At 44.0% G+C, this 21924-nt stretch carries 23 protein-coding genes; 11 read left to right on the top strand and 12 right to left on the bottom strand.

Translation table 11 applies throughout. The features are described from left to right. Window position 1 precedes the first annotated feature (1 nt). The 5 genes from LSG34_RS09380 to LSG34_RS09360 are packed head-to-tail and all read left to right on the top strand — an operon-like array spanning window position 2 to window position 4652. Window positions 2–259 (top strand): acyl carrier protein, encoded by a 258-nt coding sequence (locus LSG34_RS09380; RefSeq protein WP_233008780.1) that lies wholly within the window; start codon window positions 2–4, stop codon window positions 257–259. Continuing rightward, the gene (locus tag LSG34_RS09375) at window positions 259–1005 is read left to right on the top strand and encodes an SDR family NAD(P)-dependent oxidoreductase (protein WP_233008778.1); all 747 of its coding nucleotides are present in this window, start codon (window positions 259–261) and stop codon (window positions 1003–1005) included. Before LSG34_RS09380 ends, LSG34_RS09375 begins: the two co-directional genes overlap by 1 nt. Continuing rightward, window positions 1002–2402, top strand: coding sequence for an AMP-binding protein (locus LSG34_RS09370; RefSeq protein WP_233008776.1), 1401 nt, complete (start codon window positions 1002–1004; stop codon window positions 2400–2402). The genes LSG34_RS09375 and LSG34_RS09370 overlap by 4 nt, the downstream gene beginning before the upstream one ends. After that, window positions 2392–3480 carry a LuxE/PaaK family acyltransferase gene (locus tag LSG34_RS09365; RefSeq protein WP_233008774.1) on the top strand — a complete coding sequence of 363 codons (1089 nt, stop codon included), beginning with the start codon at window positions 2392–2394 and terminating at the stop codon, window positions 3478–3480. Before LSG34_RS09370 ends, LSG34_RS09365 begins: the two co-directional genes overlap by 11 nt. Further along, a complete protein-coding gene (locus LSG34_RS09360; protein WP_233008773.1) occupies window positions 3477–4652 on the top strand; it encodes an acyl-CoA reductase in 1176 nt (391 codons plus the stop codon). Before LSG34_RS09365 ends, LSG34_RS09360 begins: the two co-directional genes overlap by 4 nt. Here the strand turns inward: LSG34_RS09360 and LSG34_RS09355 are convergent. From LSG34_RS09355 to LSG34_RS09345, 3 genes are read right to left on the bottom strand one after another with little or no spacing between them, the layout of a single operon-like run. Further along, window positions 4649–6058 carry a CDP-glycerol glycerophosphotransferase family protein gene (locus LSG34_RS09355; protein WP_233008771.1) on the bottom strand — a complete coding sequence of 470 codons (1410 nt, stop codon included), beginning with the start codon at window positions 6056–6058 and terminating at the stop codon, window positions 4649–4651. The genes LSG34_RS09360 and LSG34_RS09355 overlap by 4 nt on opposite strands. Then, window positions 6055–6471, bottom strand: coding sequence for a glycerol-3-phosphate cytidylyltransferase (gene tagD, locus LSG34_RS09350; RefSeq protein ID WP_233008769.1), 417 nt, complete (start codon window positions 6469–6471; stop codon window positions 6055–6057). The genes LSG34_RS09355 and tagD overlap by 4 nt, the downstream gene beginning before the upstream one ends. 28 nt (window positions 6472–6499) lie before the next feature. Next, a complete protein-coding gene (locus LSG34_RS09345; RefSeq protein WP_233008767.1) occupies window positions 6500–7840 on the bottom strand; it encodes a glycosyltransferase family 2 protein in 1341 nt (446 codons plus the stop codon). Between the two features lie 183 nt (window positions 7841–8023). Between LSG34_RS09345 and LSG34_RS09340 the strand changes: the two genes are divergently transcribed. Genes LSG34_RS09340 through LSG34_RS09315 form a run of 6 tightly spaced genes read left to right on the top strand, consistent with a single transcriptional unit; the run spans window position 8024 to window position 13518 of the window. Then, window positions 8024–8506 carry a hypothetical protein gene (locus LSG34_RS09340; protein ID WP_233008766.1) on the top strand — a complete coding sequence of 161 codons (483 nt, stop codon included), beginning with the start codon at window positions 8024–8026 and terminating at the stop codon, window positions 8504–8506. 1 nt (window position 8507) lies between these two features. Beyond that, complete coding sequence (locus LSG34_RS09335; RefSeq protein WP_233008764.1) at window positions 8508–9257, top strand: hypothetical protein; 750 nt, start codon at window positions 8508–8510, stop codon at window positions 9255–9257. Next, window positions 9238–9819 carry an adenylyl-sulfate kinase gene (locus tag LSG34_RS09330; RefSeq protein ID WP_233008762.1) on the top strand — a complete coding sequence of 194 codons (582 nt, stop codon included), beginning with the start codon at window positions 9238–9240 and terminating at the stop codon, window positions 9817–9819. The genes LSG34_RS09335 and LSG34_RS09330 overlap by 20 nt, the downstream gene beginning before the upstream one ends. Continuing rightward, window positions 9812–12145, top strand: coding sequence for a PEP/pyruvate-binding domain-containing protein (locus LSG34_RS09325; protein ID WP_233008761.1), 2334 nt, complete (start codon window positions 9812–9814; stop codon window positions 12143–12145). The genes LSG34_RS09330 and LSG34_RS09325 overlap by 8 nt, the downstream gene beginning before the upstream one ends. Beyond that, complete coding sequence (locus LSG34_RS09320; RefSeq protein WP_233008759.1) at window positions 12142–12738, top strand: gamma-glutamyl-gamma-aminobutyrate hydrolase family protein; 597 nt, start codon at window positions 12142–12144, stop codon at window positions 12736–12738. The genes LSG34_RS09325 and LSG34_RS09320 overlap by 4 nt, the downstream gene beginning before the upstream one ends. Beyond that, window positions 12739–13518, top strand: a complete 780-nt coding sequence (locus LSG34_RS09315; RefSeq protein WP_233008757.1) for a phosphocholine cytidylyltransferase family protein — start codon at window positions 12739–12741, stop codon at window positions 13516–13518. A gap of 18 nt (window positions 13519–13536) precedes the next feature. On the opposite strand, the gene LSG34_RS09310 is transcribed toward LSG34_RS09315, so the two are convergent. The 9 genes from LSG34_RS09310 to rfbF form a co-directional block, all read right to left on the bottom strand. Beyond that, on the bottom strand, window positions 13537–14583 hold the full coding sequence (locus LSG34_RS09310) for a hypothetical protein (protein WP_233008755.1): 1047 nt from the start codon (window positions 14581–14583) through the stop codon (window positions 13537–13539). Between the two features lie 22 nt (window positions 14584–14605). After that, window positions 14606–15319, bottom strand: a complete 714-nt coding sequence (locus LSG34_RS09305; RefSeq protein WP_233008753.1) for a class I SAM-dependent methyltransferase — start codon at window positions 15317–15319, stop codon at window positions 14606–14608. A gap of 66 nt (window positions 15320–15385) precedes the next feature. Continuing rightward, a complete protein-coding gene (locus tag LSG34_RS09300; RefSeq protein ID WP_233008751.1) occupies window positions 15386–16150 on the bottom strand; it encodes a cephalosporin hydroxylase family protein in 765 nt (254 codons plus the stop codon). Then, a complete protein-coding gene (locus LSG34_RS09295) occupies window positions 16147–17229 on the bottom strand; it encodes a class I SAM-dependent methyltransferase (protein ID WP_233008749.1) in 1083 nt (360 codons plus the stop codon). Before LSG34_RS09295 ends, LSG34_RS09300 begins: the two co-directional genes overlap by 4 nt. An 83-nt stretch (window positions 17230–17312) precedes the next feature. Beyond that, window positions 17313–18203, bottom strand: a complete 891-nt coding sequence (locus LSG34_RS09290) for an NAD-dependent epimerase/dehydratase family protein (RefSeq protein ID WP_233008747.1) — start codon at window positions 18201–18203, stop codon at window positions 17313–17315. After that, window positions 18200–19423 (bottom strand): class I SAM-dependent methyltransferase, encoded by a 1224-nt coding sequence (locus LSG34_RS09285; protein WP_233008746.1) that lies wholly within the window; start codon window positions 19421–19423, stop codon window positions 18200–18202. The genes LSG34_RS09290 and LSG34_RS09285 overlap by 4 nt, the downstream gene beginning before the upstream one ends. Next, window positions 19420–19983, bottom strand: coding sequence for a dTDP-4-dehydrorhamnose 3,5-epimerase family protein (locus LSG34_RS09280; RefSeq protein WP_233008743.1), 564 nt, complete (start codon window positions 19981–19983; stop codon window positions 19420–19422). The genes LSG34_RS09285 and LSG34_RS09280 overlap by 4 nt, the downstream gene beginning before the upstream one ends. Beyond that, the gene (gene rfbG / locus LSG34_RS09275) at window positions 19962–21044 is read right to left on the bottom strand and encodes a CDP-glucose 4,6-dehydratase (protein ID WP_233008741.1); all 1083 of its coding nucleotides are present in this window, start codon (window positions 21042–21044) and stop codon (window positions 19962–19964) included. The genes LSG34_RS09280 and rfbG overlap by 22 nt, the downstream gene beginning before the upstream one ends. After that, the gene (gene rfbF, locus LSG34_RS09270) at window positions 21041–21814 is read right to left on the bottom strand and encodes a glucose-1-phosphate cytidylyltransferase (RefSeq protein ID WP_233008740.1); all 774 of its coding nucleotides are present in this window, start codon (window positions 21812–21814) and stop codon (window positions 21041–21043) included. Before rfbF ends, rfbG begins: the two co-directional genes overlap by 4 nt. Between the last annotated feature and the right edge of the window lie 110 nt (window positions 21815–21924).

Here is a 21924-nt window from a genome sequence, read left to right as displayed (position 1 = left end):
TATGAGCAACGATCTAATTCAAACCAATACAGCCAAACTCACAGCCGCTTTTGCGACAGCTTTAGTAGTGGCCGACACTCAAATCCATGACGATTTAGCCTACAACAGTATTAAAGAATGGGATTCGACGGCTCATATGCTGCTGATTGCAGAGCTGGAAAACGTCTTTGATGTCATGCTGGATACCGACGATATTATTGATATGAGTTCGGTCGCCCAAGCCAAAGCCATACTGGGCAAATACGGAGTTGCATTTTAATGTCGGAGCAAGCGCCTGTTAGTCTTATTACAGGTGCCAGTCGTGGCATAGGCCGGGCAACAGCCATGGCATTGGCCAAAGCAGGTCATGAACTGATTTTGGTGGCACGTGATGCAGCAGCATTGAAACAAGTGCAGATGGAGTGTCAGGCTTTAGGTGCCTTGGTTTCCATTCATACGGTGGATTTAACAGACCGTGATGCTGTAACCGCTTTATTTCGCCAGTTGCACACTGAGTTGCAAAACAAAGGCCTAAGCAATCTGGTGCACTGTGCAGGCCAGATGCAGGATTCGTTATTGACCATGACCCGTTTGGCTGATGTGGACCAGTTATTGGCATTAAATGTTACCGCCACAGTGCAGCTCTGTCAGCTTGCCAGCAAACTGATGGTACGCCATAAAGCCGGACACCTATTGTTATTGTCCTCCAAAGTGGCAGAGTCTGGTTCAGCCGGTCAGGCAGTATATGCTGCCAGTAAAGGTGCCGTTTCCTCTTTGGTTAAATCGCTGGCAAAAGAGCTGGGCCCCACTGGTATTCGGGTCAATGCGGTAGCCCCAGGTTTTATCGAAACTGATTTAACAGCACATTACAACGAAGATAAAAGACAACAACTGACAGCACAAATCAGCTTACGCCGTTTAGGTCAGGCCAATGAAGTAGCAGCTGTGATCCAATTTTTATGCTCAAACGACGCGCGTTACATCACTGGCCATATTCTGGCTGTAGATGGTGGTTTTAGTTTATGAAGGGCCTGAGTTTTGCTCACAGATTAGAGCTGTTTGGTGAAGCTATTGCGCTTCGTTTACCTGATCACAGCACTATCAGCTACCTGCAGCTGGCAAAACTAGCTGATCAGTACAGCGGCACTTTAAACAAAGTGGTGCCAGCACACTCTTTGTTGGCCTTGCGCTTTAGCTCCACTTTATCTGCAGTAGTGGCTTATCTGGCTGCACTTCGTTGTGGCAAAGCGCTACTATTACTGGCGCCGGATTTAGCAGATAGCCAAACTTTAGCTTTAGTTGAGCGCTTACAAATTGCTGCGCTAATCCAAAGCTCCGGTGAAATTCAGTTGACCGCTTGTCAACAAAAAGTGCGGTCCGATTGTGCTTTGTTACTCAGCACCTCAGGCAGTTCCGGCTCGCCTAAATCCGTCATGTTGTCCCTGCAGAATATCGAAGCCAATGCCCGCGCTATTTGTGACTACTTGCCGATAGAGAGCACAGATACGGCCATCACTGCCCTGCCGCTGCATTATTCTTATGGCTTGTCGGTGCTGAATAGTCATTTATACCAGGGTGCATCCATCTTACTGACCGAAGCACCTATAATGAGCAAAGACTTCTGGCAACAAACCCGGGATTTTCATATCAGCAGCTTACAGGGCGTGCCTTTTAGTTATCAGTTGTATCGTCAGTTGCGGCTGGAGCGTATGCCCCGCCCTGCGCTGCGTTATTTGACACAAGCCGGCGGCAAACTCAATAGCAGCCTGACTGACTATGTGCAGCAACTCTCCAGCACTTTGCAAAAGCCGGTTTATCTGATGTATGGCCAAACCGAAGCCACAGCCCGTATCGCTTATTTGCCGCCGAAACTCATTCAGCAGTATGCCGATTGTATTGGTAAGGCTATTCCCGGAGGCGAATTGCTGCTGCGGGATCCTGGTACGAAAAACCTGATCACCGAAGATTTTACTGAAGGCGAGCTGTGTTACCGTGGCCCTAATGTGATGTTAGGTTATGCCAGCTGTGCTGATGACTTAACCAGTACCGGCGTTTTAACTGAATTAAGCACAGGTGATTTAGCAGAGCGCCTGCCCAATGGCTTGTACCGTATTGTCGGGCGCTTAAGCCGTTTTTTGAAAATTCAGGGCAAGCGACTGCAACTGGATCATCTGGAGCAACAACTTTCAGTTTTAACAGACCCTGTCTGTTGCGCTGGTACGGACGACTTGTTAGTCGTGGCCTACACACAACAAGAACCTGCACTGGCAGAACAAATACAACAGCTTTTACGCGAACAACTGCAACTGCATCCTGCTTTATACAAAATACTGCAATTGGATGCGTTACCTGTGCTCTCCAATGGCAAAGCCGATTATCAGGCGCTGTTGCAGCTTGCAACGGAGAGTTCGCATGCTAATTGAGCGTGAGCCTTATAGCCTATATGCGGCCGAAAAACAGCCGTTGCTGATGATGGAGCTCAACGAGTTGACGCAACATCATCAACAACACTGCCAGCCCTATCAGCAATTGCTGAAAGCTCAGTGGTCAGATGTATTGCAAACCCCATCAAACACCACAGAGCAACTGCCTTATCTGGCGGTACGGCTATTTAAGCAGTTAAAACTGCAATCCGTGCCGGATGCAGAGGTGTTTAAAGTGCTGTATTCCAGTGGCACTACAGGCACACCATCCCGTATTGTGCTCGACAGCGCCACAGCGGCCATTCAGTCAAAAATTCTGGTAAAAATTATGCAGCACTGGCTGGGCAAAGCCCGCTTGCCAATGCTGATTATTGACCATCCTGGCGTGATTAAAGATCGCAGCAATTTCTCCGCCCGCGGCGCCGGTATTCAGGGCCTGTCCTTTATGGGCCGCAATCATTGTTATGCACTCAATGACGATATGAGCATTAACTTTGACGCTGTGGAGCAGTTTTGTCAGCAGTTTGACGACGGCCCTGTCTTTGTTTTTGGTTTTACTTTTATGGTCTGGCAGTTTTTTATTCAGCAATTAAAACAGCAGCAAAAAACTATTTCGTTGCCACAGGCGGTATTACTGCATAGTGGCGGCTGGAAAAAACTACAGGACCAAGCCGTCGAAAATACCACCTTTAAACAGCAGGTATTGAAACAGACCGGTATTAGCAAAGTGCATAACTTTTACGGCATGGTAGAGCAAGTTGGTGCTATTTTTGTCGAATGCGAACAAGGCCATCTGCATTGCCCCAGTTACGCTGATGTACTGGTGCGTACACCAGGCAACTGGCAGACAGCCGCTGTGGGTGAAGAAGGTGTATTGCAGTTAATCTCCACTTTGCCACGCAGTTATCCTGGCCATAGCTTATTGTCAGAAGACAGGGCTGTGCTGTTAGGCGAAGACAACTGCCCTTGTGGCCGTATGGGTAAATATTTCCATATTTTAGGCCGCTTACCTCAGGCTGAAGCCCGGGGTTGTAGTGATACTTTTTCTCCCTCAGCAAAGCCGGAAGCCTCAGTATGAGCTGGACTATCTTAAACCCTGCAACCACTAAAGCAGAACTGCAGCAGCCTTTTGCTGAACAAGATTTTGCTTATTGTCAGGACTTGTCTGAAGCTTTACTAAAAGCTCCCCAAAGCCGGGATTTTCCGGATTTAATAGCCCTGGGTTTCTGGTTACGGCAGGCTAATTTAAAGCCCTTGTTGGCGCCTTATAAAAGTAGCCACTTTATCCGCCAGCCTTTAGGTTTGGTGTTTCATAGCGCTCCCGCCAATGTGGACAGCTTATTTGTGTACTCAGGTATTTTAAGTTTGCTTTGCGGCAATAAAAACGTCATTCGTTTATCCAGTCGAAGCGGTGGCAGCACTGGGGTATTGATAGAAAAAATTCGTGCTCTTACCGAAATATTCCCAACGCAAAACGCCCGTTTTCAGCTGGTGCAATGCAGTTATGACAGCGCTGAATTAAAAAGCCTGATTAACACAGTGGATGGCCGGGTATTGTGGGGTTCGGATCAGGCGATACAGGCACAGCGCCAACTAATGATGCCAGCCCATGCCCGTGAACTAAGTTTTGGTCATAAATTCTCTTTATGCTTATTAGGCGCAGAAGCCGCGCTTGCTGCCGATAACGAGCAGTTGCAGCAGCTGGTGCAGCTGTTTTATCGCGACCAGCTCACTTTCGCTCAACAAGGCTGCTCTTCGGCCAAAGCTGTTCTATGGTTGGGTGAAGCAGCGCAAGTACAACAAGCACAACAAAGATTTTGGCCAGCTTTAACGGAGCTTATAGAGCAAAAGCAGCCACTCAATAGCAGCGAGCAGTATCAGGCCTTAGCCACTGCGCAGCAGCTGATTATGAGCAGTGAACAACAGCTGATGCTGACTCAGCAACAAAGTATTTCCCGTGTTGCTGTCAACACACTAGAGCCTGTGTTTATCGACCAACATCAGGGCTGTGGTTTATTCCTCGAGCTACAGCTTTCACATCTTGCACAATTAAACCCTATGCTGACTCAGGCGCATCAGACTTTAACTGTCTGGGGCATAGAGAGTAATGTGCTGCAAAACTGGCTGATGACTGCACATACAGGTATTGATAGGGTGATGCCGGTTGGACAAGCATTAAGCTTTAGCCCGGATTGGGATGGCGTGAATTTAATAGAGCAGTTTAGTCGTAAGGTGCAGTGCTCTTTTTAAGGCTGCTGTTTAAGTTGTTCTAAATAATCAATAAGCGCAGGACAAGCCTCAGTGTTTACCATACTGAACTTCTGCTGCAAGGCCTGCCTTTTTGACGCAAAACGGTCGAACTCTAAATCCAACGCCATCTGCTCTAACAACTGCTCAAAATTCTCAGCCACGCTTCCTGCAATAAAATCCTCTTTGGCGATGGCAAACTGTCCCCGCACCTTAGCGTACTGATCGATGTCATACATAAAATGCAGTACAGGCTTATTACAGAGCAAAAAGTCAAACGCCACAGAGGAGTAATCAGTGATCAACAAATCTGCATCCGCCAGCCAGGGATAAACATTAAAACGCCCAGGGTAGTGGAAGATCCGATCGCAGCCCTCTTGCTGACGCAGTTCATCAAAAGGTGCCAAAAAAGGATGAGTTTTCATCACAAATACCGCGTTGTGCTGAATAAGAAACTGCTGAAGTTCAGGCCAATCAATGGGGTGCTCATTCTGGCCGTTATCACGGTAAGTGGGCATAAAGACTATAAGTTTTTTACCAGCACGCAGCTGTTGTAATTGTGACAGCGGCAAAGCGTTATGCCAGCAACGTTGTGGTGATGCCTGCAACAAGGCATCGTTACGTGGATACCCCAAATCCAGATAGTGTTTTGCTTTAAACATGCCGGGGAAAATCTGCTGATTAAACCAGCTGGAGCTGGAGACAAAAGCTTCGTCCAGAATGTGTGCAAAATGTTTATTACCCGCTAAATGCTTAAATGGTAAACCATGCCACAGCTGCACTACTTTAGCCTGAGTGCGGATGCGGTTAAACACAGGATCGGTAGACTCATGATCCAGCACCAGCACCTTAGCCCGTTGCAGCAGCCAGCGTACTTGCCATGGCGAATCGATTTGTGCCGGATGAAAACACCGCTGGGCATCTTTAACCACTAAATAGGCGTTCTTACCCAGCTTATCATGTTCAGCAAAAGCCACCAGCACATTGCTGTCGGCATACTTTTCGGCGTAATAGACCACAGGTCCCTTGGGTAAAAGGTCAAACAAGGAGGCCATCACGTCATGCATCAGGGTTTTGAGTTTTTTCAGCGCAGAAGCCGTTTTGTAAGGTTTAAACTGCAACGGGTTTTGCCCGGTACAACACCAGATTTTTCTGGCGATAAAACCATTCGCCAGCATGCCTTGCGCTATTTTTTGCTGATAATCACTAAGAGCAATCAGCACCGCATCATGAGGTTTACTTTGCGAGACGTGATTACAGACATCAGGCCCCTGCTTCAGGTTATCCACCATACCCAGCACAGTAGCGCCTTGCTGTTGCAGCACAAGCGCAAGATTTCGACCTGCAGGATTATCAGGTGCTATATAAAGGCGTTGGCCCTGCCAGTCTTTGGCTTCACGTTGTATCAATCCAGGAAATCCCGTTTCAGCTGCATAAAGACCTGAATGGCTTTTTTCAGCTCAGTAGACGAGACATTGTCGGTACGGGGTAAATACACCACCTCACAGTAGGGCTTTAAAAAATCAAACTTGCCCTGCCAATCTGAACCCATCACAAACACATCCACCTTGTGCTGCTGCACATCGCTGATTTTTTGCTCCCAATTTGACTCGGCAATGACTTCATCGACAAAACGCACACTGCGCACTAACTCCACCCTGTGCTCAAATGGCATCAAGGTAGTTTTGCCTTTGGTGGCGTTAAACTCGTCAGTGGACACAGCCACAATCAGCTTATCGCCTAATTCCCGGGCGCGTTTGAGCAAATTCAGATGACCAATATGAAACAAGTCAAAGGTACCGTAGGTTAAGACCGTCTTCATGATTCACTCCAGCTAAATAATTCCCGCCCTATATTGTCACATAATGCAAAATTCGATGATCTAACTGACGCTCGGACAATATATGCATTATTGTAAAGTAACTATCTCTTGAACATATAATGACATGCTCAATCAAATGATCAGGGACTTTTGATAATCCAAGACAAGGCAGCCCTTTGTATGTAGTACCATCATCTGATACAAAACTATCAATAAAACCGACAGGCTGAACGCCAAAAGATCCTAACATTCCTAACCAATAGTCTGCCCACATTCCAGTTCCCCACAACCAAAGAGCTTTACTTCCCGAAGCTTTGGCTAAAGCCTTTGCCAGTAACACTCCGTCAAAATAATGAGCAGCTAAAGGAGGACTGGCTGGGCGCAGAGCATAACCCGGCGGAGATAAACTTTGTAATGGATCTAGTTTCACTTCAGACAATAGCTGCTTCTGTAATATCCAAAACTCTTTTTCATCAACATGTTTTGCAAGTTCAAGGCGACTCTGCACCTGAAGCGAAAATTTAGACACCATCAATTGCGATGACTCAACCACCATTTGGCGAAGTGAAGGTAGTATTTTAATGAAACTACAAAAATCCTGACTTTGAACAGCCAGTAATGCAATCCCCTGTAACAAATCTAACAGACAAACCTGTCTCGACCTACTCATTACAACGGTTTCAATCGCATTCAGCAGTATTCGGACATTGGCACTATGCACTTTGTTGGTGTTCGAGGAACGGCTATTTGCAAGTCGATGATACAAAACCCCAGTTTGGTGCACTGTAACTGCATTGACACCAGCCAACGCCAACCTAAAGTTAAAATCGTAATCTTCCATAGCCTGCAATGTTCTTTCGGTTTCGTCAAAACCTCCCACCATTCGAACATCTTCGGTCCTGTACATGAAAGAATGTAAAGGCGCTACATTCCCCTGGAAAAGAGCTTGTAAAAGTGTGTCGAATTTTGGAATGCCTTGAACCCATTTATCAGCTTGCAATACCTTGTAACCAATAATAGATAATTCAGCTCGGGAAGGTTCTAGTGAAGAGAGTTGAAGAGAACAGCATTCAGGAAGTAACTCATCATCACAATCAAGAAATTTAATAAAATGGCCTTGGGCTTCACTAATTCCCAAATTACGCGCAGAAGCGACACCGCCATTACTCTTGCTGAGTAAACGCAGAGTTACATGACTAGGTACATCCAAGGATGGTAATACAATAGCTGGCTCTGAACCATCGTCTACCACTATGATTTCAAGCGCCTCTATATGCTGTCTGAGGCAAGAGAGTAGTGCTCTTTCCAAATAATGCTGCTGATTATAAACAGTAATAATAATACTAAGATCCATGCTGCCTCGTTTCATCAGAACCACATCACCTGCCGTTTATCCGTAGCTCTTTGTTTATCGACCCATAAGTTTAAAACTAAATTAAAATTTTCGCGTAGTTAAAGTTCGATACTAGTGTGCCGAAACAAAGGTAGGTATAAGATACTGTAATTAAATTCAACATTCCCATTTTTTCTTTGACTAAAGAGTAGTGTACTAATGGAACAGAACCGAGACCTCATTTCCCCTCAACCTGGTTCTCAAGGTAAGCACGAAAGTGAAGTGCCTGTGTTCAGTCTCAGCCAAACATTAGAAAATTACTTCAAGTCCCGAGTGCAAGCCTTATCAAAACTCGATAAAAAAGCACCACTTTTACCAGTACCAGAACGCTTGCCTGAAATTGATTCCAAATTATTAAGACAATTAGAAAAACGTTTTGTACTCAAATCAGATATTCGATTAGCTATGAATCCGGTAATAGCAGCTTTGTCGAATGAAGCTATTGATCAGTTGATGATTCAAGTGGTAGCAAGACTATTAGAAGAATTTGAGATTCAAAACGATTGGAATTCTCTGAACACTGCTATCAGAATGCTTGATTTGTTAATTAGTAAATTTCAACAAACAGAGCTAGTCCCCTCGCAACTGAGCATGGTGCTTCGTCGCGAATTTTCAATTATGACAACCCTGAATGAATTCTAATATGAAAAACTTTGGCTTTATTCTGTTCCCCGGGATGCGGAGTTGGGCTTATTTACAAGTATTGCACAAGCTACAATTAGACCCAGCGCTGATTATTGTGATGCAGAACACTAAACGTCCTAAACTGGCAACAGATATAGATGCAGAGTGGGTTACACAGTCTTTTTTTAATCCTGATTATCATCTTGAGCACTATTTATCAGAGCATAAAGTTAAGGTTCAGATGATTAATTCTGAATCCATCAACGATACAGAATTATTACAGCAGCTTAATAAAAGCGGCATAAAACGCTGGCTTTTCAGCGGTGGTGGTATTATCAAAAAGCATTTATTTGAGCACGGTCACAAGTTTTTACATGTGCATCCGGGCCAGTTACCACAAGTAAAAGGAAGTACCTGTTTCTATTATAGCTTGCTCTGTGATCAAAGTCTGGCTGCAAGCTCGTTTTGGATGACACCTGAACTGGATGCAGGTGAAGCTTTGCATATTAGTCATTTCAAGGTTAATTTGCCAAAGGAGAGATTGAGTCCCGGGTTTGTTGATCAGATTCTTGATCCTTGGATACGTGCTCGTTGTCTGTATAACACGTTAAAGCCAGGAATCAGACCCACCTCTGAGCAACAACTGCCCGTCCAAGCGCCAAGTAGCAGACCTTGTTATGTTATGCACCCTGTGCTGAGAGCTCTTGCCTTACGTAAGACAATAGGCTCATTTGATAAGGACAAAGAGATTGGAATCATTGAACTGTAAAACTGGCACTCAGGGCAAAGTGCTGTGGTTAACTGGATTATCTGGAGCTGGTAAGTCAACTATTGCAGCCATAATTCAAAATCATCTAATTGCCACAGGTCGGTGTCCTGTAATGTTGGATGGAGACCAGATACGAGCCGCTATTGCCGACCCGCATTGGGGTTTTGACAATGAATCCCGTTTGATGGGCTCTTATCGTTATGCTCGGCTTGCATCGCTTTTTTCATCGCAAGGACATATTGTGATTGTACCTACTATAAGTATGTTCCATGAAGTACAGCAGTGGAATCGTACTCATACTCCCGGTTATTTTGAGGTTTATTTACGGACTCTAGAACAAACCCGTCGGAGCAGAGATCCTAAAGTACTGTATCGGCAGCACCAACATGGGCAACGCCATGAGATGGTAGGTATGGATTTACATGTCGAAGAGCCGCTGACTCCAGATTTGCTGATCGACAATGACGGTGATCAAGCACAAATTACATTGGTAGCGAATTTGATCATTGACGCTTTTCTCAACACTCCTGGTCCTGAACAGATTGGAGGCAAGATTGAATAATACAGCCTCAACAAATATGTCGAAATTAAGCAAAGCTCAAACACTGGAGTTTTTCCGAACAAGACTGACAACAGCATCAGTACTACCTCAAGTCGTTTGTAGCTTTGAACAATGGATTGAAAAGCGTGACATTATTGTTCATCAGGTGCTGCAACAACTCAGTCCCCCTTATGTTGTCCGCTCAAGCGCTAGTGACGAAGATAAACATGACCAAAGTATGGCAGGAGCCTATTTATCTTTGCTGAATGTTGATGCAATAAGCGATTCACTGATCAAGAGTGTGGACGAGGTGTTTAGGTCTTACCAACGCCAGCACTCCGCAGATCAGGTATTTATTCAGCCTATGTTGCAACAGCCAGATTATGCAGGCGTAATGTTCTCGCAGGATCCAAGTACAGGAGCCCCCTACTACGTAATCAGCGTTGACCAGTCTGGTTCCACTGATTCAGTCACATCAGGACGTGACAGCGAAGGCTCCACTTATGTCGTCGCACATCAGAGCGTTGTCAGCCAAATCTGGCTACAACAGTTAATAGACCTGTACAAGCAATTGCAGCCCTATTACCCCGATACTGCTTTAGACATAGAATTCGCAATTAAAGACAACATTGTTTACCTATTTCAAGTCAGGCCGCTAAAAACTCGATCACTACGGGATCTACCGGTTACGGCTTACCAGCTAGAACAACGTTGTATCTACAAAAAATTACACCGTCTGACTCAGCGTCACCCTTATCTACTGGGTGCAACTGGTTTATATGGAGTCATGCCAGACTGGAATCCGGCAGAGATTATAGGAATCAAACCCAAACCTCTGGCTCTTTCTTTATATAAAGAATTAATTACAGATCATATATGGGCAGTGCAGCGATTTAACTATGGTTACAGAGATTTAAGAGGCTTTCCTTTGCTACTCGTTTTGGGTGGCACTCCTTATATTGATATCAGAGTAAGTTTTAACTCATTTGTTCCTTCAACTCTTGATACAGGCTTGGCTGAACGCTTAGTTAACTTCTACCTTAACAAGCTAAAACAGCAGCCACATCTGCATGACAAAGTGGAATTCCAAGTCGTTTATTCTTGCTATAGTTTTGACTTGCAAGAGCGGCTAAACGAGTTACTGGATGCAGGCTTTAGTCCCACAGATCTACAACAGATCAGTTCCTCCTTATTGGCGCTAACGAATTCGATAATTGCTGATCAAAGCGGAGTCTGGCAGAGTGACTTGAAAAGCATTGAATCTTTACAGCAACGACAAGAGCGAATCCTGAACTCCGATTTAAATAAATTGGATAAAATATATTGGTTACTTGAGGACTGCAAAAGGTATGGAACATTGGCTTTCGCTGGTTTAGCAAGAGCTGGTTTTATTGCCGTACAATTATTGAACTCGATGAAAGGTTACGGTTTGTTGTCGGAAACGGAGCACAAACAATTTCTGTTGAGCCTTAACACTGTGAGTTCTGAACTAGTACATGACCACGAAAAGCTCGACAGATCGAGCTTTTTAAATAAATACGGACACCTGCGGCCCGGTACATACGATATTTTGTCAGCGCGTTATGATGAAGCACCTGAACTTTACTTTAGCTCTGCACAAAGTGGAGAGTGTTCTCAAAATAGCTCCAGAGAATTTAGTATCTCTTTAAGCAGACTAAACAGTTTAAATCAAGCGTTGCAACAAGCCGGGTTTCAAGTGGATGCCATAGCTTTGTTTAACTTTATAAAAAAGGCAATTGAAGCCAGAGAATATAGCAAATTTGTTTTTACCAAAAGTTTAAGTGATACACTGGTGTGTATAGAACAATTGGGGCTGCAACTTGGCTTTACTAAAACAGAACTTGCCTATACTGATATCAAAGATGTATTAAAACTTCACTCCACAACTCTCAGCGCGCAAGAAACACTTCGTAGCTCTATTCAGTTGGGCAAGGACTATCATGCACTGTGTCAATGGATCAAATTACCTGTGCTTATTACCGATCCAACTGAAGCTGGCTGCTTTCAGATGCTCCCTGGGGAGCCTAATTTCATCACCAATCTGTCTGTAATAGCTTCATGTTGCGAAGCAGACCCGTATGCAGATCTTTCGGGAAAAATTGTTTTTATTGAAGCTGCAGATCCTGGTTACGATTGGTTATTTTCAAAACATATCGCGGCTCTCGTTACACAATATGGGGGCTGCAATTCGCATATGGCAATCAGAGCAGCGGAGCTGGGAATCCCTGCAGTCATAGGTGCAGGAGAGAGGCTCTACAACTGCTGGAAACAAGCCACAGTTCTTCAGTTAGATTGCCATAGTAAAAAAGTGGCAGTGATACAATGAGAGTTATTGCTGTAAGCCAGAGAGTGGAAGTTATTCCAATTTACAAAGAGAGACGCGACGCGTTGGACCAACGGTGGACAGCCTTTTTGTACCAAGCAGGATATTTGCCTCTACTACTTCCAAATCAAGCGGAAGTGGCACTAAAACTCATGACATTGTATCAGGTGTCCGGATTACTTCTGACGGGAGGAAACTCTTTGGAGAGCTGTGGTGGAGATTCACCAGAACGTGATTTGACAGAAAAATTGTTGGTGGAATATGCGGTTACCAATAACATTCCGACTATAGGTGTTTGCAGAGGAATGCAATTTTTGCAGCAACACTTTGGTCAATCACTCGAACCAGTGACAGGCCATGTAAGCTCTCAGCAGTCCGTGCACATTGGTGATGAAGTGCATCAAGTCAATAGCTATCATCATTTTGCCACAACGAAAACTAACGAGCACTGGTCATGTTTCGCTAGAGCAAGCGACGGAGTTGTCAAAGGTATCATTCATAAGCATCTGCCTATCAACGCTATTATGTGGCACCCTGAACGTATTGAACCGTTCCGTTCATATGACATTGAATTCATTCAAAAGGTATTTAAGTAAATGCGCGCTATTATCCTTGCTGCTGGTATGGGCACCCGTCTTCGTCCATATACAGAACATTGTCCCAAAGCACTGGTTCATCTTCTGGATAAGCCTTTACTCGACTATCAACTGGAAACATTGCGTGCTTCCGCTATTACAGATATAGCTGTAGTCACAGGTTATTGCGCGGAACAATTTTTGCCCTATCAACTGACTACCTTTAATAATCTGAAGTATCAATCAACGAACATGCTGTATTCTTTGATGCAAGCTGATGATTGGTTAAATGGCGAGCAAGATGTTCTGATTTGTTATGGAGATATTATTTACACTACAGAAGTTGTAAAACAGATGATTGCGTCAGAAGCTGAAATTACGATATCTGCAGATTTAAGCTGGCAATCGCTATGGAAGCTTAGAATGGAGGATCCGCTTACTGACGCAGAATCTTTTATATTTAACTCTGATACATTAAGCATCAGTCAACTGGGTAAAAAAATGACCAATATAAATCAGGCCCAGGCTCAGTATATAGGGCTACTGAAATTTAGTTCTGCAATACAACCTGTCATCCGAGGCATCTATGACTCCTTAGATACTAAGCTTCGTGAAACAATGTATATGACAGATTTTGTTCAAAGGCTTATTGATATGGGTATAGAGGTGAAGGCATCATTACATCAGAATGGTTGGCTTGAGGTAGACAGTGTACAAGACCTTCACAACTATGAACAAATGTCTGACGTCATTCGGAACAAATTAAAACTGAGCCAGTTGTTACAAAAACAAGCCTGGTGATTCTGGCTTGTTTTTTTACTATAAAGTGAAGAAAAATACACCGTACGTTACTCTGCCACATTCACTGTAAAAAACCTTATAATCTGGAACCCATTGTTTCAGCAAAGCTGGGACTTTGGAGTCCGGAAAATCTAATAATATAAGCTTAGGTTTGGATTCCTGAATAGTTTGACGTGCACCGACCACTACGTCATATGCAATGCCAATACGACCACTTTCAATCAGAGTAGGAACAAAACCTGATTCTTTAATATAATCGTCTAGCGAGTAAGCAAAGATAGCAAGATCTATTTCCCCTGGTTTTATTGGCTTTTGCTCATCCAAAGCTAATACAACTCCACCGCCAGTATGTCCTTCACTAGCGAATGCAACCATGCCAGTAGATGACCACGCACCGGCACAGACGGGGCGCACTTGGTGCTGCATCTTCCAACTGATGATATTTATACATAACTCGGCATAAGTAAAAGGATTAGCCTCCAAACAATGGGCAGTGAACGAGTTATTAGCGCTCATTGCAAAAGCTTGCAAAGGTTTACCCAAGTAGGGGCCGATACACAGTACTTTTTCTCCAGGGACAGCATGAACTTGCGGATGAGCGTACTGCTCACCGGCTTCATCAGAAAAGCCTTCAATGTAGAAATTCTGGTTCAGAAGTTGCTGTTGTTGAAACAAAACTCTCTTTGATTTCGGGTCGAAAAGTAGCTCAATATTTTCAGAGAAAGATTTTAGTTCACACTTATAAATTGCTGATTTATATCGAATAGTTCTATATTTCTCTGCTATTCTTAATGCCGAATCACCAGTAAATAGTATCAGATCAAAATAGAGACCCGCCTGCAGATCTGAATCACTTAACAATGGATAATTGCAAGAAATATCTTCTTCTGTCAGTACACCTAATACCTCAGCCCCGTGCAATTTGACTTCATTTGCAACAAATAATGCTATTGAGGCGTCTCCTGCGACAATCACTTTCAAATTCTGACAATTCGACGCAGCTACACTAATAAGAGGAGCAACAGGCAGCTCATCAATGCACTTTTGAAACAGTTCATTGTCCATATCCAATCCTTAGAAAAAAGACTTACAAAGTCAAAAGAAAAGCGCCTGATTTTCTCCGGCCGCATTCGCTATAAAACACCCGGTATTCAGGAACCCATTTTTTAACGTCGTGAAGCCAGCTACAAGACGGAGAGTCAACCAGTATTAGCCTTGGTTTCAACTGCTGGATTGTCCGCTTCGCTCCTTGGATAATGGCGTACGCTAAACCAGGACGACCACACTCGATAAGACTAGGCCTGAAATTTTGGCATGCTAAATAATCATCAAGTTTATAAGCATAATAAGCATCTCTTACTGCAGACCGGTCAGCTGAGGCTGCGGCCACTATCTCAGGAAGATACATTGCCCCACTGTGCCCCATATGATTGATCGTTAGCAAACCTGTCTCAGACCATACTCCAGCACAAACAGGAACCACGTAAGGTTCAATATGCCAATGTAACAAGTTCCGACATAACGCCGAATACTGATTACTGCGCTCTTCAAAGCAATGAATGCGAGCTTGAGCACCTGCTGCCTGAACAAAGTGTTTTAGGGGCCCACCTAGATGCGGGTTGATTGAAACAATCTGCTCTGCTCGTCGGACTTTTACTTCGGGATGACGATAAATACTTAACTGACCATCAATAGTTGAAAAATTTTGCACGTAGCTTTTTTGCTGAAGCAACTTACAATGTTCTTGAAACCGTTGTTTAGAATCTTCATCTGCAAGCAAATTGAAGTTGATATCTGTCATTAGTAGCACCCTAACAAAACATAAAGTCTAACTGGAGCAACAGCCTTTACTGCCGTAGGACCCTGTCTATTTTCGCAGCAACCAAGCGCCGGGCCAGTGGGTAATATTCTCAAGCAACTCACTTTCATTAAAAGGCCAAACGGGCTGAGTGACTACAAACTGAGTATTTCTTGCGGCAAAATCAGCCGCAGCACAAGTTGGATTGTCCTTCACCCAATTCGCCTTACCACGTGGAACATCAGCGAGGTCATACATAATTCCGTCGGTTGCCACGATATACGAACCTCTGCTCACCAACGAGGAGTAAGCGTCAAGCTCCGCAGTCACATGGTCATAACTGTGATCTGAATCCAATATAACCAATACAACGTCATCGGGTTTTATCAGAGATTTAACCTGAGATACGATTTCAGGTTCAGTAGAACTGCCTTCGAGCAAAGTGATGCGATGACTTAAGGGGTGTTCCTCAATCGCTTGGCGATTATGCGGTCTTATTTCGATATCTACTCCAATGATTTTACCTTTGCCTATGGCCTGCATCAAGCTCGCGTAAAAAACCAAGGAGCCACCATGTGCAACTCCAGTTTCCACAATCACATCAGGCTTTAACTGATAAATAACTTCCTGCATTCGGATCATGTCCTCAGGCAATTGAATAACGGGACGACCAAACCAACTGAAGCTGTATTGATACTTTTGGTTCCACCCCACTCTGACCCATTGCCTTGAGAGAGCCTCAAAGGCCTCGCGTGAATAAAGAGGTAATACAGCTGTACCACTCCCATCTATTGTGGTTAAGGTCGCTTCATCTGTATCTAAAATTAGTTTCATGACGCACTCCATTCGTGCAAATTGATAGTGATCTGTAATTCTGAGAGCAGCTGTTCTATTTCAACTCTGTAATTTGGATTCATAAGAACAACATTTTGTATATCCAAAGTCTTCAGACTGACAGGAGAAATGATTGGATGACCACTCCCCGGAAGAAATTTACCTTGCTTATTCGGGTTAACATCAATAACAGCGCTAATAGTTTTAGCATTTGGATCTAATAAATAAGCCAGAGTTGCGCCTTTCGCCCCCGCCCCCCATAAGGCCACACCACCATTTTGATTCAGTCGCCCGACAAGCACAGCTAAACGGTTCAATAATGCGGCCTCATCTTTTTTATAACGCTGCGCCAAGTCTAACGTCAAAAGAGGCGAAAACTGAGGTTGTAGGTCGTTAGCAGGTACAGCCGTCAACCAAAGATATTGTCCTTCGAATATATGACGCACGTCCGTAACTTGAAAACCAGTCATTTCAAAGGCGGTTGAAAGCGACTCTTTACTAAATAATGAACAATGCTCGTAAAAAAAATCCCACACAACCTTATTTGCCAGAATCCAATCCACACAAGGTGTTTCAAAAAAAATCCTCGCATGAGAGCGCTTAGATATAGCGGCACGGACACTTTGTAGCAACTCTAAAGGTGAAGGAACATGCTCAATGACATGACGACAAATCACCACATCAGCAGATACTTCAGCACAACTTGCATCATAAAATTGTTTGACAAACTTTAACTTTCCATCAAAAAACTCTGCATCACCAACATAACTCGGATCAAAACCTATCCCTTTATTATTGGCCCCCGGGTAACTAATCAACTTTTTGAGGAAGACGCCTTTGCCACAACCAACCTCAACCACGGTACAGTTACGAACGCCCTGATTTTCAACTAAATCATAAACGAGGTCGTCCATATAGCGCTCAAACATCTGCGAATGACTCTGGGTATTATCGTAACTGTCGCCATAAGAAAGTACAGATAAATCAAAAGCTTGATTAAACAAAAAACCACAGTGGCCACACAGACTAAAATCAAGGTCACCTTTGTTGCAAGCTTTGGCATTTTGAGCTGATGTCATAACCAAATTTTGATGCACGGGCACTTGAGCCCTGTGTATAAAGCTTTCCAGATCATTGGATGAACATAGAGGACAATGAGTAGTCATAACATTTTCGATCCCGTAATGATGGTGCTAAGGCCCGCAGATAGAGAAAGCTCCGGGCGCCAGCCAAGCTTTAATAATTTAGAATTATCCCCGACCAAAACTGGAAAGGCTGGAGTATCAGGCTTTCCTAAAGCGAGAAAAGCGGAAGCATCTGTACTGAGTAGCTCCGCCATTTGTTGGATCAATTCAGAGATAGAAGTTGCCTGACCAGAACTCAGGTTGTAGACATCGTGCTCCCCAACCTGCAGTAAAACCCATAAAGCCTCAGCAACATCTCTTACATGAATAAAGTCACGTTTGCTGTCTAGCTCCGTAGCAAAGGGAGTACGTTGACCTGACAAGGCAGTAAGCACAGAAGGCACAATACGACGCGGCTCTTCACATGGCCCGTAAGGTAAAAAAATCCGCGCCCAACTGCATCTCAGCTGGTGTTTTTCACCAAATGACATCACCAGACGCCTTACTGAGTCTTTGGCCACACCATAAAGCGTGTGAGGGTTACCATAGTCCAGATGTTCTAGTAATATCTGATCGCTACGACCGTATTCTGCACATGAACCGGCAAATATAGCAGCGACACCGCCAGCTTGACGAAATAACGTTGTTAACCGACAAGTCGCTGCGACCCAGTCCAGATTATCTGCAGCATGCCAAAATTCTCCATGCTCAACATTCCAAGCCAAATGGACCAAGTGCGAACACTTGGCCTGTATGACCTTTTCTTTCAAATCAACATCATTTAACAAGTCACAAGGAATAAAGCTAACATCAGGTGAAGGTTCAGGCGAATGACGTCCAAGTACAACAACTGGAATTCGATGGCGGCTTAACAGGCTCAAAAAAGCTTTTCCGATAAATCCTGTAGCTCCCGTCAGCAGCACTTTCATAAATACTTTAACCTGGGAATAGCGACAATCAACTCACAAGAATCAGCCAGTTGTGGCTTTAACTGAGCCCTGATTTCTGTTGATAAATTCCAAGGCAGCACCAACACCAAATCAGGCTTATAATCAGGTAACTCTTCCGGATGCTTGATAGGAATATGACTGCCTGGTAAAAACTTGCCTTGTTTTGAGCGGGCTGCATCAAATACGACAGGCAGCAGCTCAACACCAATACCTGCATAATTTAATAAAGTATTACCTTTTGCAGCTGCACCATAAGCAACAACCTTACGCCCGGCTTGATGCTGTTGTTGTAAAAAGAACTTTAAAGCATCAGCGATTTGATTTACTTCCTGCTGGAACTTTCGATACACATCAGCATCAGCCAAACCGAACTCAATTTCTTGTTGCAGCATAGCCTCTACACTACTTTCTACTACTTTTTCCGCCTCAGCCAAACAAGCCCAAACTCTCAAACTACCGCCATGTGTCGGCAACTGTTCTACTTTGTAAACCTTTAGCCCTGAGTGCAGTAAAATCTTTTGAACTGACAACAAGGATAAATAGGAATAATGCTCGTGGTAGATAGTGTCAAACTGATGCTCGTTCAGCAAATTCAGTAAATGTGGAAATTCAAAAGAACAAACTCCATGATCTGCCAACATGATGGCGATACCAGTTACAAAATCATTGATATCAGGCACATGCGCCAACACATTATTAGCGACAACTAAATCTGCTTTGGGATACTGATTAACCAAGTCAGCTGCAAAGGTCTGGCCGAAAAATTCAGAGATGATAGTAAGTCCCAAAGAGCGAGCTGCCTCTGCAGTAGCTTTAGTAGGTTCAATACCAAGATTAGGAATACCTGCCTGCTGAAAATTCCGTAGTAAATAACCATCGTTAGCGGCCAACTCCACCACAAAACTTGCCGAATTTAACCGCAGGTCACTAATGGCTTTTTGTACGTAAGCTGCTGCATGCTGGAGCCAACTGGTAGATGTCGATGAAAAATAAGCATAATCTTCGGTAAAAAGTTCATCTGCACGGGTAAAGTCTTCAGTTTGAACTAACCAACAATGCTGACAAACCTTAACTTTAAGTGGATACTTTTGTTCCTTTGAAAAATCACTTGTGCTGGATAAGTAGGCATTGGAGGGAGGCATACAACCTAAATCCACCAGAGACAAATCTAAACTGTGATGGCAATGCCGACACTTCATACATGGATCCCATTAAAGTCTGGAGCCAATAAAACAAAACTGGCATCCCGTTCAGATATTGTTGATATCGGCAACGGCAAATGGATCTTGAGACATGGGTCGTCAATCCGGCAACCGCCTTCAAAACCGGGTTGATAATCAGAGGTATGCAGATAAAGCAACTGACTATTATCATCCAGAGCCTGAAAGCCATGAGCACAACCTGGCGGTATGAGCAGCATAAGATCGTCAGACTCCCTTAATCGGATACTCAGATGCTGCAAAAAGCTCGCAGATCCAGCGCGTAAATCCACAATAAAATCCATTACCTCACCACGGATGCAGCGCACCAGTTTATGTTCTGCTGCGGGCGGGTACTGAAAATGTAAACCACGTACCACCCCAGCTTTAGTATTCAGCGAATGATTAATTTGCCTTATAGTCAACCCCTGCAGCACCTGTTCAAGCTCATGCTGACAAAACCATCGTGCAAAGGAACCACGTTCATCTTGCCCACGCAAAGAACGAACTTCACACACTCCTGTAATAGAAGTTTTGTTTAATTGTAATTGAGTGCCCATGCCAGACCTTGTTGTTTTGCGTCCAGACTATACAAAGCCAACTGCTGTATGCTAATCACTTGTTGCCGCTGATAATATTTCTGGTACCACAATGCTGTTTGCTCTGCAGTTTTCTGAAAATCCCACACTGGCGTCCAGCCCAACAGAGTATTGGCTTTGCTACTGTCTAAAGTAAGTACTTGTGCTTCTTTTACTGATGCTGCCAGATCCTGTTTCCAGGTTAATTCGGGCCAGAATTTTTTCATTTCTGAAAGTACAGTAGCAACATCCTGAGTCGCCTCTGGTGAAGGTCCAAAGTTCCACGTTGTAGCAAAGGATTCCTTACCTTGCAAAAGTTCTGCAGCAAGACATAAATAACCAGATAATGAATCTAAAACATGTTGCCAGGGCCTGATAGCAAAAGGGTGCCTTACTAATAAAGGGGAACCTTGCTGACAGGCTCGGATTACGTCAGGGATCAATCGATCTTGAGCCCAGTCACCTCCCCCTATAACATTACCAGCTCTTGCACTGGCCAGCAAAATGCCCTGTTGTTGTAAAAAACTGCGCTGATAACTCTGAACTACGAGCTCACAAGCAGCTTTGGAAGCGCTATAAGGATCGTGCCCGCCTAGAGGATCTGTTTCAACATAGCCTTGACGCTGTCCGACGTTTTCGTAAACTTTATCCGTTGTGACCACAACCACTGCCCGAACCGAAGAAGAATGACGACAAGCCTCTAATAAATTTACAGTCCCCATCACATTGGTTTGCCATGTATCTACTGGCTGGTGATAAGACAAACGAACTAAAGGCTGAGCGGCGAGGTGAAACACCAGCTCTGGAGAGAAATCAGCGACTTTTTGTTGTAACAGATCTTTACTCGATATATCTAGCATAGCCCCATTACAATCAGGAGAGCTAAGCTGAAAATGAGAAGGATGGGTATTAGCAGGTAAGGATATACCGTAAACAGTAGCACCTAATTGTCTTAACCACAGTGCCAACCAACTGCCTTTAAACCCAGTATGCCCAGTCAGAAGTATTTTTTTACCTGCAAAGGTTTGTCCAAACAATTTCATGACCACAGTTTCCAGGGAGCTTCATTGTTTTTCCATAAAATTTCAAGCTGATTTTTGTCACGTAAGGTGTCCATTGCTTGCCAGAAACCATCATGCTGATACGCATTTAATTGTCCATCCTCGGCAAGTTGCATTAAAGGCTTTGCTTCAAACGCATCCTCATCAGAATGTAAGTAATCAAAAACCTGAGGTTCCAGCACAAAAAATCCGCCGTTAATCCATGCTCCATCCCCTGCGGGCTTCTCTTGAAAACGTTGTACTGCATTCCCTTGGATATCTAAAGCACCGTAGCGACCTGGTGGTTGAATAGCTGTTACCGTGGCTATTTTTCCAGCTTGTTTATGAGCCGCGAGCGTCTTTCTTATATCAATATCAGAAACGCCATCACCATAGGTAAAACAGAACGTGTCATTACCGACATAGTCCTTCACGCGACGTAAGCGCCCTCCTGTCATGCTATTTTCTCCTGTGTCAACCAATGTGACTCGCCAGGGCTCAACATGCTTCTCATGAACCTCCATCGTATTAGAAGCCATGTCAAAAGTAACATCAGACATATGCAGAAAATAATTCGCAAAATATTCTTTGATGATATATCCCTTGTACCCGAGGCAAATCACAAAATCGTTGATCCCATGAGCAGAATAAATCTTCATGATGTGCCATAAAATTGGCTTACCACCAATCTCAATCATAGGTTTAGGCCGCAAATGTGATTCTTCGCTGATCCGAGTGCCTAGTCCACCAGCCAATATTACCGCTTTAGTCATCAAGCCTCCGCTGCCATAGTCCTACGCTAAAAGTGTAGTCTAACGTCATCAATTTATTGAATTAAATAAAAATAACATACCGTTCTATATGTGTTCTTGCAGATAAAAAC

The organism is Rheinheimera faecalis (assembly GCF_021290965.1).
GTDB classification, from domain to species: Bacteria; Pseudomonadota; Gammaproteobacteria; order Enterobacterales; family Alteromonadaceae; genus Pararheinheimera; species Pararheinheimera faecalis.
This window is presented reverse-complemented; position numbering and strand designations above follow the sequence as displayed.